At 31.1% G+C, this 13,325-nt stretch carries 12 protein-coding genes; 9 read left to right on the top strand and 3 right to left on the bottom strand.

Going from position 1 to position 13,325, the window contains the following annotated elements:
• The first annotated feature begins 1 nt into the window (after position 1).
• The 5 genes from J8L88_RS05760 to J8L88_RS05740 all read left to right on the top strand — a co-directional run bounded on the left by J8L88_RS05760 (position 2) and on the right by J8L88_RS05740 (position 3,563).
• Complete coding sequence (locus tag J8L88_RS05760; RefSeq protein ID WP_211060205.1) at positions 2-679, top strand: hypothetical protein; 678 nt, start codon at positions 2-4, stop codon at positions 677-679.
• A complete protein-coding gene (locus J8L88_RS05755) occupies positions 679-1,239 on the top strand; it encodes a hypothetical protein (protein ID WP_211060204.1) in 561 nt (186 codons plus the stop codon). Before J8L88_RS05760 ends, J8L88_RS05755 begins: the two co-directional genes overlap by 1 nt.
• A 9-nt stretch (positions 1,240-1,248) precedes the next feature.
• Positions 1,249-1,761, top strand: a complete 513-nt coding sequence (locus J8L88_RS05750; RefSeq protein ID WP_211060203.1) for a hypothetical protein — start codon at positions 1,249-1,251, stop codon at positions 1,759-1,761.
• A 110-nt stretch (positions 1,762-1,871) separates the two neighbouring features.
• Positions 1,872-3,143 (top strand): hypothetical protein, encoded by a 1,272-nt coding sequence (locus J8L88_RS05745; RefSeq protein WP_211060202.1) that lies wholly within the window; start codon positions 1,872-1,874, stop codon positions 3,141-3,143.
• A 6-nt stretch (positions 3,144-3,149) separates the two neighbouring features.
• Positions 3,150-3,563, top strand: coding sequence for a hypothetical protein (locus J8L88_RS05740; protein ID WP_211060201.1), 414 nt, complete (start codon positions 3,150-3,152; stop codon positions 3,561-3,563).
• Between the two features lie 92 nt (positions 3,564-3,655).
• On the opposite strand, the gene J8L88_RS05735 is transcribed toward J8L88_RS05740, so the two are convergent.
• Together J8L88_RS05735 and J8L88_RS05730 are read right to left on the bottom strand one after the other, a co-directional pair.
• Positions 3,656-4,738 (bottom strand): adenylate/guanylate cyclase domain-containing protein, encoded by a 1,083-nt coding sequence (locus J8L88_RS05735; protein WP_027391277.1) that lies wholly within the window; start codon positions 4,736-4,738, stop codon positions 3,656-3,658.
• 131 nt (positions 4,739-4,869) lie between these two features.
• Positions 4,870-5,964, bottom strand: coding sequence for an adenylate/guanylate cyclase domain-containing protein (locus tag J8L88_RS05730; RefSeq protein WP_211060200.1), 1,095 nt, complete (start codon positions 5,962-5,964; stop codon positions 4,870-4,872).
• Between the two features lie 245 nt (positions 5,965-6,209).
• Between J8L88_RS05730 and J8L88_RS05725 the strand changes: the two genes are divergently transcribed.
• The 4 genes from J8L88_RS05725 (at position 6,210) to J8L88_RS05710 (ending at position 12,528) form a co-directional block, all read left to right on the top strand.
• Positions 6,210-7,655 (top strand): glycosyltransferase family 2 protein, encoded by a 1,446-nt coding sequence (locus J8L88_RS05725; protein ID WP_118386344.1) that lies wholly within the window; start codon positions 6,210-6,212, stop codon positions 7,653-7,655.
• A 360-nt stretch (positions 7,656-8,015) separates the two neighbouring features.
• Positions 8,016-10,568: a toxin-antitoxin system YwqK family antitoxin gene (locus tag J8L88_RS05720; RefSeq protein WP_211060199.1), complete on the top strand. Its 2,553-nt coding sequence runs from the start codon at positions 8,016-8,018 to the stop codon at positions 10,566-10,568.
• Between the two features lie 100 nt (positions 10,569-10,668).
• The gene (locus J8L88_RS05715; protein WP_211060198.1) at positions 10,669-11,691 is read left to right on the top strand and encodes a hypothetical protein; all 1,023 of its coding nucleotides are present in this window, start codon (positions 10,669-10,671) and stop codon (positions 11,689-11,691) included.
• A gap of 99 nt (positions 11,692-11,790) precedes the next feature.
• Positions 11,791-12,528: a YARHG domain-containing protein gene (locus J8L88_RS05710; RefSeq protein WP_118386341.1), complete on the top strand. Its 738-nt coding sequence runs from the start codon at positions 11,791-11,793 to the stop codon at positions 12,526-12,528.
• A 64-nt stretch (positions 12,529-12,592) separates the two neighbouring features.
• Here the strand turns inward: J8L88_RS05710 and J8L88_RS05705 are convergent, their stop codons facing one another.
• Positions 12,593-13,309, bottom strand: coding sequence for a LytTR family DNA-binding domain-containing protein (locus J8L88_RS05705; RefSeq protein ID WP_211060197.1), 717 nt, complete (start codon positions 13,307-13,309; stop codon positions 12,593-12,595).
• Positions 13,310-13,325 lie beyond the last annotated feature (16 nt).

Raw genomic sequence — 13,325 nt, 5'->3', positions numbered from 1 at the left:
TATGAGACTATTCACCTATTGCATACCTGTTGATGATGGTGCAGCTCCCAATCCCTATTTTGGAGTATGTACACTTGCTATTTGCAAACCAAAAATACGGTCTGTTGCTCAAGTTGGAGATTGGGTAGTTGGATTAGGATCTAAGAATGTGTACGGAGTTGATTATTCAGGTAAGGTAGTATATGCTATGAAGGTAACTAAAAAAATGACTATGATGGCATATGATGAATATTGTAAACAAGAGTTAAAAAATAAAATACCTGATGTTACTCATAGTGCGTATATGAGAAAAGTAGGGGATTGTATTTACGATTTTAGCAAGCCTAGAGAAAATATGCTAAGACCTAGTGTACATAACAAATACAATGTAGATACAGATTTAGGTGGACATCATGTTTTATTATCAGATCATTTCTATTATTTTGGAGACAGTGCAATTGATTTACCTACTAATTTGAGGCCTATTATTCACCAAGGTCAAGGACATAAATCTAATGCTAATAATCAATATAAGGAAGCTTTTGTATTTTGGATAGGATCTCTTAAAAATCCTATAAATACTCTTTTGGGTAACCCCCAGATACGATTAAATTTTTCAGATAGTGAGAATGTTGAAGGATGTGCCGCAATTCGATGTGCAACCGCTAAGGAAGACTGGATAATAGATAAGAGTTGTTAATGATGCATAAAAAATACAAAGACAAATTCCAGGAAATAATCCTAGAGAACTTAGGAGAAAAGTATACACTTCATAACACAGAAGAAAGTTCTAAATATATATTTGGATTTTGGAAACACATAGCTTATGAATCTGATGACGATCGCGCTGCATTAATAGGTCCTGGACCTGTTGTTTTTATAAAAGATAGTAAAGAATACAAGATGTTAGGCAGTGGCGATCTTGTATATGGAGATTACTTTGATGAGTTTAAAGAAGAAGATGCTAAAAATGGTTATGATGGGTGGCAATCTTTAGAAGAACTAAAAGAAGGTATATTAAGAAGGAAGTATGTAAACGAGCATGATGTCATTACAGTAGTTTTTAGAGCTATGGAAGAAATAGGAGAGTTTCAATTTAATCTAGATCACGTAGATCCAAGAAAACCTATGGATACCTATATCTTCTTATCAGAATCAGAAGAAGCTAGAAATAAGGTAATTTGGTTTTTAGAATATGTTGGGGTTCCTCATCAAATTAAAGATACTACTAATATCATTTTTGATAGAGAAATTAAATAAGTTTGTAATATGCCAAACAACCAAACCCTTACCATACTAATTATCTTAGGAATTCTCATGAGTCTTACCGGTGTGTTTTTATTGAATTTCACTAGTGTTGCTAATAGTGATTTTCTACTTACTATAGGTATATGGTTAATTGAAATGGGTGGGATGTTTTTATTGCTACACAATGGTACCTTTATTAAAACTGTGTATTCACGCATAGTGATGGGGATGTTTGTTTTGATTTTAGTAGGTACCGTTTTTAAAATTATGCATTGGCCTTTTCAGGATATTCTTATTGTGATAGGGTGTATTGGAATTGTTTGTGTTTATGTCTTACATTTCATTAAAAAACCTATCAAAAAACGATTAGATTATTTAAAACTTGCATGGGTACTAATACTATATATTGGAGCTATACTAAAGTTATATAATTTAATATCTGGAGATTATAGAATTCTTACTGTAGTAGTAATGATACTGGCACTTATGGATTATACGTTGCCTAAGATTAAAAACAAAACATTGTTTGATTAGGCATATTCTGTATTAAAATTTTAACACTTGTTTAATCTCCTTATTATAAATAGTATCTTTGTTAGGTAACAAGATGATCCATAACAACTTCTTGCCCCAAAAAAGTGAATATGATGAAACCTATATTGTCCTTTTATGTACTGCTGTTATGCTCTGTGGTAGCTACTGCACAGGAAATCAAAGTATTAATTCCTTCTGTAGAACTTTTAGAATTTAGTAAAGAAGGTGAGCAGGAGTTTAATAGAAATTGGAAAGCTTGCGAAGTTATCTGGGAAAAGATGCAAAATGGTATCGAGTATAAAGACCTTACTGCTCAGGAACAACAAGATTTAGAGAAGGTAAGTGAGGTGCATAGCGATTATTGGCAAGTAGGTACTGATGGGTGCAGTTGGTATTGTGGTGCTAGTATTGCTAAGGTTTCTGCTTCTTCTTATTTAAAGACACAAGGGAAAACATCATATATTCCCGAAAATTCTCATGATTTTGATTATAAAAATGCTTGGGTAGAGGGAGTTGAAGGATATGGAGTTGGTGAGTTTTTAGAATTTAGTTTTCCTCAGGAAAATCCTAGAATTACTAAAATTAGTATAGTAAACGGATATGTAAAAAGCGAAAAAGCTTGGAAAGCAAATAGTAGAGTTAAAAAACTAAAAATGTATATAGATGATAAACCGTATGCTATTTTAGACTTAAAAGATCAAAGAGCAACTAATCATTTTAGGGTTGATCCAATTGGTAATGATGATCGTGATAATTATGATGAACTTTCCAAGTTACCGGATTGGACTATCAAGTTTGAAATTCTAGAAGTATATCCAGGGGAATCATATGATGATACCGTGATTTCAGAAATCTATTTTGATGGGATTGATGTACATTGCTTTGCTACTGGCACCATGGTGACCATGGCTAATGCTACACAAAAATCAATTGAATTGATAAAAGTTGGTGATCAGGTAGTATCTTATCATAAACAAACAAAAACCTATACCACTGCTATTGTAGAAGAAGTAGCTAGCCCAATACACAACAACCTAGTTACCATTACTTTTGATGACCAATCAACGATAACATGTACCAATGATCATCCTCTATTACGAGCCAATGGAGATTGGGTTTCTTATAATCCTTCGAAAACAATAAAAGACTATGATTATGACTGGGTTCATCAACTAAAAATAGGAGATGTTCTACAAGGAAACGATATACAACGAACCGTTACATCTATTAAAACAACCGAAGCAGCGCAGCCTACATATACCATAGTACGCTTAGATACAGGAACTAATTTTATTGCGAATAATATTGTGGTAGGAACAGAACCATTAAGGAAGATAAAAAAATGTGATGTTCATAAATCAAATTGTAAAGTAGTAAAGTAAATAGAGATGATCATATACCTTAGTATCATAGAAATAGTATTAGTTGCGTATACTTTGTACGAAGGATATCGATATTTCAGTTTTAAATATTTATCACTTACTATTGATGCTACTGTAATTTTATGTCAGGCCGATAAGGCTTTTCAAACAGTTACTTCAAGATTTTTAAAAGGAACAAGACGGGTAATGAAAGTAGGACTTTCCTATAAAATAGATGGAAAAAGCTATTCTGAGATTCAAAAAGTTCCATATAATCCTGAGATAAACCTTGGCAGTACAATACCATTAAAGATTCTAAAGAATAATCCTAATGTTTGCAGCCTACATAAGGATATTATTCGTTTAAGAAGATTAATGTTAGCATTGATATTCTTGATATTTTGGTCTGTATTGTCCTATGTTATCCTGAAAACTTCTTAAGTATAATAGATTTTACTAAAACAAAAAAAGCCGAAGCTTACAACACACAGTAAGCTTCGACTTGCTCGGACTTTCCCCAAAACCCTCGCTATTTATACCCTCGCTATGGTATGAATGTTTACTTCTTCTTGCTTGCCTTTTAATAATACACTTCCTAAAAATTGACACGTTAAATTGGCATTAATCTTCAGATCTTGAATCAGTTTGTCAGAGATTAATAATGGTACTTTATAAGCATTACATTGGCCTTGTATCCGTGCAGATGTATTGATAACATCTCCGTGATAGGCTATTTCCTTTTTTACAATTCCTACTTCGGTTACCATGAGTTTACCACCGTGTAATCCTGCTTTAAATTCTGGAACAACACCATATTTTTTGAGATAATATTCTGATTTCGCCTGTTTTCGTTGTTGGAAGGCAAAAAATAAATTTACACAGTTGTTATCTGCTAATCCTTTTTTATAGGGCCAACTTAACACTACCTCATCTCCTACATATTGATAGATTTCGGCATTGTGTTTAGGAACTACTTTATTTAGGTCATAAAAACAATCTTGTATCAATTGGCTATATTTAAAATGTCCTAATTTTTCTGCTATTGTGGTAGAGTCTTTTAGATCAAGAAACATAAAAATACGTTTTTCTTCTTGTGGGTTTTTATATTTTCCTAAAAGCATTTTTATAAAAACTCCTTTTCCGAATTTTTCGTTGGCTATTTTGATAAAAGAGAAGACAAAAGAGGATAAAACAATATACAGAATAACCGCCCAAAACGATTTATTAAAACAACACCAACCTGTATGTTGACCAGCGTGTGTACCTGTAAGTGTTGCGAAAATATCTGTAATCACCATAAATACAGTAAGCGTAACTATAAAATGCAATAATGTTCTTAAAATGATATCCTTAGTAAGTGATATTCTATTATTTGTATAGGCATCAAAAGTAAAGTCCACCGTAGCGTATAATACACCTATTATGATACCGATATTAATGAGTTTCACAAAATAATAAAGTGTTCCCAGTGTACCTTCATAGTTTTTGATCACTGCAAGACCTTCTTCTGAATCAATTCCATAATATCTAAATATCGAATATAGTACCATAGCTATTGTCCAAAAAAGTACAGACTGCTTCAGAAGCTGCGAGTATTGTTTTAATGTATGATTCATAACAGGTATAGTTTACGTGATTTTTGTTTTCTATACCTAAAACACATATGTACGAATTCACCCTACCTTTTTTTCGGTTATTAGAAGAAAAAAGATTTTAAAATGGTTTTAAAACACTCTTTTTTAGGTGCTTAATTAGGTTGTAGGTTTTTGCTAATCGTGTGGATATTGACTTCTTTTTGTTTTCCTTTTAATAAAACACTCCCTAAGAATGTAGTAGATAAGCTAGAATTAATGCTTAGATCTTGTAATAACTCTTCAGAAATAAGAAGCTTCACTTTATGATTATTACATTCTGCCTGTATCCGAGCTGATGTATTAATTACATCCCCATGATAGGCTATTTCTTTTTTGATTACTCCTACTTCTGTAACCATGAGTTTACCGCCGTGTAATCCAGCTTTAAATTCTGGAATTACACCGTACTTTTCTTCATAGTAGTCAGCTTTACTTTGTTTTTTTTGTTGAAATGCAAAAAATAGGGATACACAATTATTATTTGCTAATCCTTTTTTATAGGGCCAGCTCAATACTGCTTCATCCCCTACATATTGGTATATTTCTGCTTCATGTTTAGGAACAACAGTGTTTAGATCATAAAAACAATCTTGTATAAACTGACTGTATTTAAAATGCCCTAATTTTTCTGCGATAGTGGTAGAATCTTTAAGATCCAGAAACATAAAAATGCGCTTCTCTTCTTGTGGGTTCTTATATTTACCTAGAAGCATCTTTATAAAAACACCTCTACCAAATTTTTCAGTTGCAATCTTTATAAATGAAAAAACAAAAGACACCATCACTATATAAAGTATAGTAGCCCAAAATGATTTGTTTTCTTTCCACCAACCTCTATCGGTATCTAAATTAAGATTATAGATGTCTGAAAAAATATCCATAATAATCGTAAATATGATAACGGTAGTAATAAAGTAAAATAAGGTTCTAACGATTAGGTTATATACCAATGATATTTTATTAGAAGTATATTTATCAAATATCAGATCGATGGTAGCATATACAATCCCGATTAGCATTCCAATACTAGAAAAACCCATTAATGCACGTATTGTACCGGTATACCCTCGATATTCTGGAATCATATAGATACCCTCTTCCTCATCAATACCATAATATCTAAATATAGAAAAGAATCCCATGGCTAAGGACCAAAAGAGAATGGATTGCCATAATAAACGCAGGTATTTTTTGATATTTCTGTTCATTTACAAAACAAATGAGATTAGAGAATACTCTAACAAAAATAACTAAATCTTATAAGGCATCCTATAATGAATATAAGGAAGTGAAATCTGAGATAAAATTGTAGAAAATAATGTGGTAAAAATACACAACTGTGTAAGATATACACACTTTTGTTTTTTGGTGTTATTCTTAAACCACTGTGATTCAGTAGTGTTTGTGAATGGTATCAATTTTGGTTTTCCAGTGTGGTAACAAAAAAAACATTATGGAGATATCAAGAACAATAGAAATGACAGAAACACCGATAGTGGGAAACTCATTCGGTAATCGAATGAAGAATATGGTCTTAAACGGATCTTCTTCGTTTGTATTGCTAATCACTTTTTTATTATTATTTGGAGCTACATCGTTATTCTATTTTTTACACCCTTATTTTGAACAAATTCGTTTAGAAAGAATGAATACTGTTTGGGGAATAAGTTTAATGATAGCTGGTATTTCTTTGTTATTGATTAAAGTAAGTTTTCTTGGTTATATATTATATCTGTATCTGCGCTATCAAACCACTGATACTGTATCTGATAAAGAATTACCATTATGTACTGTAATTGTTCCCGCTTATAATGAAGGAGAATTGGTATATAAAACACTTCATAGTTTAGCTAAAAGTGATTATCCAATCGAGAAGTTACAGATTATTTCTATTGATGATGGGAGCCAGGATGATACTTGGGATTGGATGAAAAAAGCAAAAAATGAATTAGGAAACAGAGTTTCTATATACCAGCAACCAGAGAACAGAGGAAAAAGACATGCATTGTACAGAGGATTCAATTTAGGAATGGGAGATGTTTTTATTACAGTTGATAGTGATTCTATTGTAAAAGAGGATACGCTTCGTGTAATGGCTTCGCCTTTTGTTACTAATGAATCTTGCGGGGCAGTAGCTGGCAATGTAAAAGTATTAAATAGCGACAAAGCGTTAATCCCAAGAATGCTTAATGTAAGCTTTGCATTTAGTTTTGAGTTTATACGTTCTGCACAGAGTGCTATTGGATCTGTATTATGTACTCCAGGAGCTTTATCTGCGTATCGCAGAGAAGCAGTTATGAACTGTAGAGCAGAATGGATTACTCAGACTTTTATGGGACAAGTCTCTAAAATAGGAGAAGATCGAGCAATGACTAATATGATTCTAAAACAAGGATATAATGTATTGTTTCAGCGAAAAGCATATGTGTATACGAACACTCCAGAACGTTATAAGAATTTATATAAGATGTTTATCCGATGGGAGCGTAGTAATATTAGAGAGAATATTGCTATGAGTAAATTTGCCTTTAGTAATTTTAGAGAAGGATCGAAAGCTGGTACCAGAGTTTTATTATTAAACCAATGGTTAAAAATGGTAATGGCGTATCCTGCGACTTTATTAATGGTATTTTTTATAGCTACGTATCCAGTTTTATTTTTTAGTTCTACACTAGTAAGTATCCTAATATTTTCGAGTATTCAAGCGTTCTTTTATGCTAAAAAACACAGTCTATCAGAATCTTTATGGGCGTATCCATATAGTTTATTCTATGCATTTACTTTGTTCTGGATTACACCATATGCTATAGCAACTGCCGGAAGAGGTGGATGGCTTACTCGTGACTTATCTAAGAAAGAATTAGAAAAACAACAACAGATAGTTCCTGCAGCTTCTTAACAATATTAATTACCCATTTTATTTCAATTGACCAACCATTTTATTTCCATCAAGGGTCTGAGAATTTTAACCCAAAGAAATTTACAGACCCTGAGGAGATATATTAGGTATAGGATTTAATGGATTATTAGAAAAGTAACTACACAAACTCAACTACACTTTTTTTGCTTATCAATTTAAACTATGATAATCAACCTACCAAAAAGCTCCTCTTCCCCCAATTAGAGGAGCTTTTGCTATTAAAGATATAGTGATTTCTTTTTTCAGGGTTTACAATATCCTTGTTTTCAGGGGTAGTTATTGTATCTGTGATGTTTACTTTTACATCAATAAATCGAAAGAAAAATAAGCAATTAGAGTATGAGTATTGGTAAGAAGAATATTGTATTGGTTAGTATTATTTATGTAATCTTATGTACTATAGGTTTTAAGGCTTTTGGACAGAATGATACAATTTGGTATGATAAAAATTGGAGGCTATCAATTAAAGATGATGCAGCTTTTTATCGTCCACCTGTTTCTAAGAAAGGAGAATTATATCTAGTACAGGATTATTATATAAATGGCTCTTTGCAAATGGAAGGTACATCCTCTAATGCTGCTAAGGATTTTTGGGAAGGTGTGGTAACTTGGTACGATACAAACGGAAAAGTAATACAATCTTTTACTTATGAAAATAACCGTTTAGAAGGTGATTTCATTACTTATTACAAAGATAAAAAGCTTATTGCTCAATACAAGAATGGACGTTTTGTTTCTGGAGAAGCAAATTTTAATAATGGAACTTCGCAAACCTATATCGTACAGCGTGATAGTATTATGAAAGAAGTTATCTATGATACCGATATAAATGGCGTTAGGTACGAATATTTTAAAAAAAATACGGGAACCTATGTAGATGCCTATGAAACTAAATTCTACGACAATGAAGGCAAGTATATAGGAACTTCTACAAGAGATAAGACAACTGGAAGTTATGAAGGAATATTTGTTACTTATTATAGAAATCCATTTAGAGTAAAAGAAGTTAGAGATTATAAATACAAAAACGGCAGGGTAATGGCTACGTATTATCCTAATGGTGTACTAAGGAATCGTTTTATAGAAGAACCGAAACAAAAAATAGAATATTTTGATAAACAGGGAAATCTATTAAATAGTGTAGGAATTGAAAACCCTAATAAAAGCTGGAGTTTTATAAATGGAAAACGTATGCAGTTTTATTCGAATTACATTCCAGAAGAAATGCATCTTATAGAATATATAGAAGAATTCAATGAGGTAGGTGATGTGATCTATATGGAACGTTTTCATAAAAATCAGAAGATAAAGGCGAAGATTTATTTCGAGAATAAAAATAAAAAGGAAGAGATTAATTATGATGAGCAAGGAAAACAATCCAGTAGGCTTACTTATAAAGAGTATAAACCATATCAAGGGACATTAATAGAAAAAGGTAGATCTGTTATATATGACCAAGGAGTTTTAGTAAAAGAGACTAATTATTATCCAGAGACAAATGTTCCGTTCAGTATTTTTCAGAATAGTAAAGCTACTTTTTATGATAAAAATGGATTAGAATTGGGGCATGTGACGTCTAACTCAGATGAATATATGAGTGAAGAAGATGGGACTCGATATAGAATTGATTATAAAGGAAGAATTAATTATGTATCTAAATATTCGGACGGGAATAAAACTTCTGAGAAGACTTATCGATACTTTGATAAAGATACTAGTAAGGTTGGAATCATAGAATATTTTTATGACGGTTATAAAACGTTAAAGGAAGTAACGTTTTATCACGATACGCAAAAAAAACGTTCGATATTACTTTATAAAAAAGGTAGTAAAGCAATGGAAATCTTCTATGATCGATCAGGCAATGAGATAGCTACTTATGATCATCAATTAAAGCAAGGAATCTTGTATAAGTATTTTAGTAATACAGATGTGGTAGAGGAATATAAGGAGATGGATAATGGTACATTGGTAAAAAGTAAAAAATATAAGAAACGCTACATGTCTAATGCTAGTAAAGCATATGAATATGTATTAATAGAAGATATAGATATAAATACAAAAGCAGTTTTTTATAAAGAAAGTGGAGAAGTGATTGCAGAGCTGTTATTTAAAGATAAAAAACCATACGAAGGAGTTGCCTACAACCATGCTAATAATTCTTATTTGACCTTTAAAAATGCCAAAAAAAATGGAGCGTATAAACGATTGAATTATTCTAATAAATTAATAGAAGAAGGGTATTATATAAATGATAAAAAAGAAGGATCATTCATTAACTATGATTATAAGGGAAATAAATTGTTTGTAAAAAAATACAAAAATGATAGATTAGAAGGAGAAACCGTTTATTATAATGATGAGGGTAAGGTAGTTAGCACACTGATATATAAAAATGGTAGCCCGTATCAAGGTAAAGAAATATTTGGAGGAGAAGAAGTATGGTACGAAAAAGGAGCAATTGTTAAAAAAGAAAAAACAACCGAAAGACAAGTAATAGTTACCAATTACATTTCTGAAAATAATCAAAATGTAGTGGTGTACAGTGCTAATAGAAAAAATAAAGAATATACATATGCAATAAAGGATTATAAATTAGATGGTAAAGTCATTAGGTATGATCTTAATGATAAGGTACTTCATACCGCTATCTTTGATAATGGAGTGATGAAATCAGGAGAGATTTTGATTAAAGAAAACTCTTATAATTTGCGCATATATGAAAAGATATTTATGAAGTTGGATCAAGATGTTTTATCAATAAAATGTTTTGATAAAGAAAAGAATATTGTGTTAGAAATTACAGAAAAAGCTAATAGCTATAAAGAGTTTCCCAATGCAGTAAAACTAGGTTTAAACCTCGGGTATCTGGGTCCGAATGTTCTTTTTTAGTACAAAACTGGAATAGGTTTTTATAAAGTAATTATAGTATATTACCAGCCAATAGAATTTAGATCACAGAATGAATATAAAAGTGTTATTAATTTTTCTAATGATTTCTATAGTCGCTTTAGGACAAAAAAAAGAATGCGATCAGTTTAGAGAAGGTTATTTTAAAATTGAAGATTCCATAACGGGAGTTTCTTTACTCCATAGATTCGGAAATAAACAAAAAGAGTATAATTCTATTTCTAAAATGAAACTCGAACTTTCTGTAGAATGGTCAGCGTGTGGTTATAAGTTAAGATTAGATAAAATAGTTGATAATCCTTATGATATTGATTTAGATACACAATTTTCTATTGATGTCGCAATGTTAGAAACTACAGAAAACTCATATCTTCAAAAGAGTACATCTCCATTTTCTGATATGGTTATACAGACTAGTGTACAACGTATTACCGAAGAAGAATATCATGAAATTTTAGCACAACAAAAAAAGATCGATAGGAGTCTTAGTATTGATGATCCCACTTTTAAAAAAGAAGTAGCCGAAAGTATGTGCAATTGCTTTTCAGAAGAGGATAAGACAAATATTGATCAAAGCTTTTTTGCCAATTGTGTTGCTAAAAGTATATTAAATCATCAAGAACAATTAATCTCGATAGCATTACAAGATACTACAGGAACTGATCCGGAGATTTTAGGAAGACGTCTTGGAGAAGAACTTGTACTAACTGTACAAAAAGATTTAATTTATGATTGTGATGAGTATTTTAATTTTTTAGACGGAATAAAAAAAGAAGGTGAGAACAAGAGGTTTGCAAAGGCAAATCAAAAAATAACGGATTCTCTTTCTTATTTAATTGAAGATAATCAAGAATTATCATTGTATAGGAGCAGAGCCGAAAATTATCTAGGGCTTAGAGATTATGAAAATGCTGAAAAGGATATAGACGCATGTTTTGTTTTTGATCCTACCGATATACAGGCTAAAATGTTGTATGCATTGGTTTTAGAAGGGAAAGAAGAATATGAGAAGGCTGCTGATCAGTATATGGAGATTTCTGAAATAACGGGTAATAAATTTTTACCTATTATCGCAGAATTAACTAAAAGAAAGGCTAAAATGTAATTGTTTTTTCATCCATTGATTAAACATAAATTTCAGATATAGAGTGATTTGACTACAAATAGTATATTTGTAATACCAACTAAAACCAATCACTTTTTTATGAAAAATTACATACTCTTAGTTCTAGTTTTATGCTCTATGACTATAAAGGCACAACTAGAAGACTGCTCTGATTGTGCTACAATTGCGTATGCATCAAAAGACATATCCAAAAATAGTTTGTATCAATTACAACTATTACGAAATGAGATTTTTGCTAGACATCAATATATTTTTAAAGATGAACGTTTGTTAGAACATTTTCAGGAATATTTGTGGTACCAACCAGATTATAATAATCCTGCCGAAATTACTTTAAATGATATAGAAAATACCAACATAGCTCTTTTTAAGGCAGCAGAAAACCGAATTAAGAAAAAACGACAAAGACTGTTTGCAGAATTAAGTGAGTTAAAAAGAGTACTCAGACAAAAAGATACTATTACTATTAATATGTTTTTAGATGATGGTTTATCGGATGGAGCGAACAAAGAAGGAGCTATAGATGAGTTGAATGCGATTTTTTCTAAAATAAACTTAAAAGATGTTAACTGGTATAGAGATGCTGCTATATACAGTGTATCGACAGATAATGGATTTTTAATATGTAAAACAGAATTACTTATAGATGGTAACAAAGTTACGCTTAGTAGAGGTGATCTGGAACATTCAGAAATAATGAAAGAGCCATTTAAATATGGAAGCGATTATTACTCGGAAAGCGAATATAGTTCCTTATGGGTATTTACATTTGATGGTCAAAAATTAAGATTGGTAGAACATCTTGTTGCTGGATAAACATACAAGAAATAGAGCGCTACAGTCTTTATACAGAAGGATAACATTAATACGATTTTATCCGTTAGAGTTGATGATTGTCAATAGTCTCAAAAAATGATTTTCTGTACGTATTTCCAATAGGGAGTTCTATATTCTGGATCCAAATCGTATCATTATTTATTTTATCAATATGCTTGATAGAAATGATGTATGATTTATGGATTTGTATAAAATTAGATGATGGTAGTGTTTCCTTAAAATGTTTTAACGTGTTATAAGTAATAATTTGTTGGTCCTGTAGATGGATAGCAATGTAGTTTTTTAAACTTTCTATATATATAATATCTTGTAAAAATACCTTGGCATACTTATTCTTTCCATCGGTTTTAAAAAAGAAAAATTCATCATTATTAGTTGGATTAATTATAGTATCCGAATTATTTGTAGCTTTTATCTTGGAGACTGCGGTATAAAAGCGTTCAAACTCAATAGGCTTAAGTAAATAATCTAAAGCGGCAACTTCATAACTATCTAAAGCGAATTGAGGATAAGCGGTAGAGAAAATAATTTTGGTTCTTTTATTGATAATTTTTGACAATTGAATTCCAGTAATTTCTGGCATTTGTATATCCAGAAAAACTAGATCTACAGATTCTCCTTCTAAATATTTTAATCCGTCTAATGGATTTGTAAACGTATCTTTTACCTCTAAAAAAGATACCTTACCACAATATTTCTCTAACAACCTAATCGCTGCTGGTTCATCGTCAATAATTACACAAGTAAATTGGTCTTTCATTAATAAGTTGTTATAC

The organism is Aquimarina sp. MMG015 (assembly GCF_018100855.1).
Lineage (GTDB): Bacteria > Bacteroidota > Bacteroidia > Flavobacteriales > Flavobacteriaceae > Aquimarina > Aquimarina latercula.
The sequence above is the reverse complement of the archived record's forward strand: the minus strand, read 5'-3'. Positions and strand labels throughout refer to the sequence as shown.

Excerpts from the sequence above, each read along its gene's own strand:
- J8L88_RS05755 (WP_211060204.1), top strand. The coding sequence starts at position 679 with ATGATGCATAAAAAATACAAAGACAAATTCCAGGAAATAATCCTAGAG.
- J8L88_RS05720 (WP_211060199.1), top strand. The coding sequence starts at position 8,016 with ATGAGTATTGGTAAGAAGAATATTGTATTGGTTAGTATTATTTATGTA.
- J8L88_RS05705 (WP_211060197.1), bottom strand. The coding sequence starts at position 13,309 with ATGAAAGACCAATTTACTTGTGTAATTATTGACGATGAACCAGCAGCG.
- J8L88_RS05730 (WP_211060200.1), bottom strand. The coding sequence starts at position 5,964 with ATGAACAGAAATATCAAAAAATACCTGCGTTTATTATGGCAATCCATT.
- J8L88_RS05710 (WP_118386341.1), top strand. The coding sequence starts at position 11,791 with ATGAAAAATTACATACTCTTAGTTCTAGTTTTATGCTCTATGACTATA.
- J8L88_RS05745 (WP_211060202.1), top strand. The coding sequence starts at position 1,872 with ATGATGAAACCTATATTGTCCTTTTATGTACTGCTGTTATGCTCTGTG.
- J8L88_RS05715 (WP_211060198.1), top strand. The coding sequence starts at position 10,669 with ATGATTTCTATAGTCGCTTTAGGACAAAAAAAAGAATGCGATCAGTTT.
- J8L88_RS05735 (WP_027391277.1), bottom strand. The coding sequence starts at position 4,738 with ATGAATCATACATTAAAACAATACTCGCAGCTTCTGAAGCAGTCTGTA.
- J8L88_RS05725 (WP_118386344.1), top strand. The coding sequence starts at position 6,210 with ATGGAGATATCAAGAACAATAGAAATGACAGAAACACCGATAGTGGGA.
- J8L88_RS05740 (WP_211060201.1), top strand. The coding sequence starts at position 3,150 with ATGATCATATACCTTAGTATCATAGAAATAGTATTAGTTGCGTATACT.
- J8L88_RS05760 (WP_211060205.1), top strand. The coding sequence starts at position 2 with ATGAGACTATTCACCTATTGCATACCTGTTGATGATGGTGCAGCTCCC.
- J8L88_RS05750 (WP_211060203.1), top strand. The coding sequence starts at position 1,249 with ATGCCAAACAACCAAACCCTTACCATACTAATTATCTTAGGAATTCTC.